Source organism: Streptomyces sp. MUSC 14, from assembly GCF_001866675.1.
In the GTDB taxonomy this organism is placed as follows: domain Bacteria; phylum Actinomycetota; class Actinomycetes; order Streptomycetales; family Streptomycetaceae; genus Streptomyces.
This window is the reverse complement of record NZ_MLYN01000145.1, coordinates 1-1,704: the sequence shown is the minus strand read 5'-3', so window position 1 is coordinate 1,704 and position 1,704 is coordinate 1. Positions and strand designations below refer to the sequence as shown.

At 68.7% G+C, this 1,704-nt stretch carries 1 protein-coding gene; it reads left to right on the top strand.

The annotated features are described in order from the left end of the window. Positions 1–8: 8 nt before the first annotated feature. Entirely contained in the window at positions 9–1,688 is a 1,680-nt protein-coding gene (locus tag BIV25_RS46045; RefSeq protein ID WP_071378575.1) for an ISAzo13 family transposase, read from the top strand. Positions 1,689–1,704: the final 16 nt, after the last annotated feature.

Genomic DNA, 1,704 nt, shown 5'->3' with positions numbered 1-1,704 from the left:
GGTGTGGTATGCGCATACCGAGCGAGGTTCGCGATCAACTCGCCCTGAGATTCGGGGTGTTGTTCCCTCATCTGAATGAGCGGCAGCAGCGGCTGGCGCTGGCCGCCGAGGCCCGGCTGCTGGGGCACGGCGGGGTGAGGGCCGTCGCGAGTGCCGCAGGGGTGAGCGAGACGACGGTACGGAAGGGCGTCTTCGAACTGGAGGGCGGTGAGAACCCACTGCCCGAGGGCCGGGTCCGCCGAGACGGCGGCGGCCGCAAGAGCGCCGAGGAACTTGACCCGCTACTCGTTCCAGCGTTACTGGCACTGGTCGAGCCGGATGAACGGGGCGATCCGATGTCGCCGCTGCGGTGGACAACCAAGTCGCTGCGGTCTCTGGCCGGGGAACTGACACGTCAGGGCCACGCCGCTTCGGCGCCGACCGTGGGCAGACTGCTGCGGGAGAACGGTTTCAGTCTGCAGGCCAATGCCAAGACCCTTGAGGGCGCTCAACACCCCGAGAGGGACGCGCAGTTCCGGTACATCAACGACCAGGCCAAGGACCATCAGGCGGACGGCGAGCCGGTGGTCAGCGTGGACACGAAAAAGAAGGAGGTCGTCGGGGAGTTCAAGAACGCGGGACGCCAATGGCGGCCGGCCGGTGAACCCGTGCGGGTCGACGTCCATGACTTCCCCGGCGACGCGCTGGGCAAGGCCCTGCCCTACGGCATCTACGACCTGGCGGCGGACACCGGCTGGGTGAGCGTCGGTACCGATCACGACACCGCGGCCTTCGCGGTCGAATCGATCCGCCGCTGGTGGAACGGGCAGGGACATCTCGACTACCCCGGCGCCACCCGTCTGCTGATCACCGCCGACGCGGGTGGCTCCAACGGCTACCGCACCCGGGCCTGGAAGACCGAACTCGCCGGCTTTGCCGCCGAGACGGGCCTGGCCGTCACGGTCTGCCATATGCCTCCGGGCACATCGAAATGGAATCGGATCGAGCACCGGCTGTTCTCCGCGATCACGATGAACTGGCGCGGCCGGCCGCTGACCAACTACGAGGTCATCGTGCAGAGCATCGCCGCGACCACCAACCGCACCGGGCTCACCGTCCACGCCGAACTGGACCCCGGCAGCTACCCCACGGGAGTGAAGGTCAGCGACGCCGAACTGAACGCGGTACCGCTGACCGGCCATGCCTTCCACGGGGAATGGAACTACACCGTGCACCCCCGGCCCACCGAGCCGACGAACCCCGGCAAACCAACCGCCCGCCTAGACCGCGAGGCCCTGGCGCACCCCGCCCTGACCGGTATGACCAGCACCGAACTGACTGAGCTGACCACAGCCCTGGCCTCGCCCTGGCAGGCGCTCCACGCCCCGGACCGCACTACCCGACGCGACGGCGGCACCCGACGCCGAGCCCCGGGCGGCGGCCGCAAAGCCAAACTCGACCTGGCCGACCGCGTTCTGGCCACCGTGCTGCACCAGCGCCTCGGCCTGTCGCCCACCGTGCTCGCCCGCCTGTTCACCGTCAGCAAGGACACCATCCGCGAGGCCACCGGCGAGATCAGACAGCTCATGGACCAGCACGGACACACCCCCGGCCCCGCCGCGGCACACCTGACCACCCTCACCGGCCTCCACGTCTACGCAACCGCACACGGCATCGCCCTCACGACAGAGACAAAACCACCGCGTTGATTCTTTACGAGCCCTT

Bases quoted from the DNA above. Each gene is read 5' to 3' on its own strand.
- BIV25_RS46045 (WP_071378575.1), top strand. From the start codon at position 9: ATGCGCATACCGAGCGAGGTTCGCGATCAACTCGCCCTGAGATTCGGG.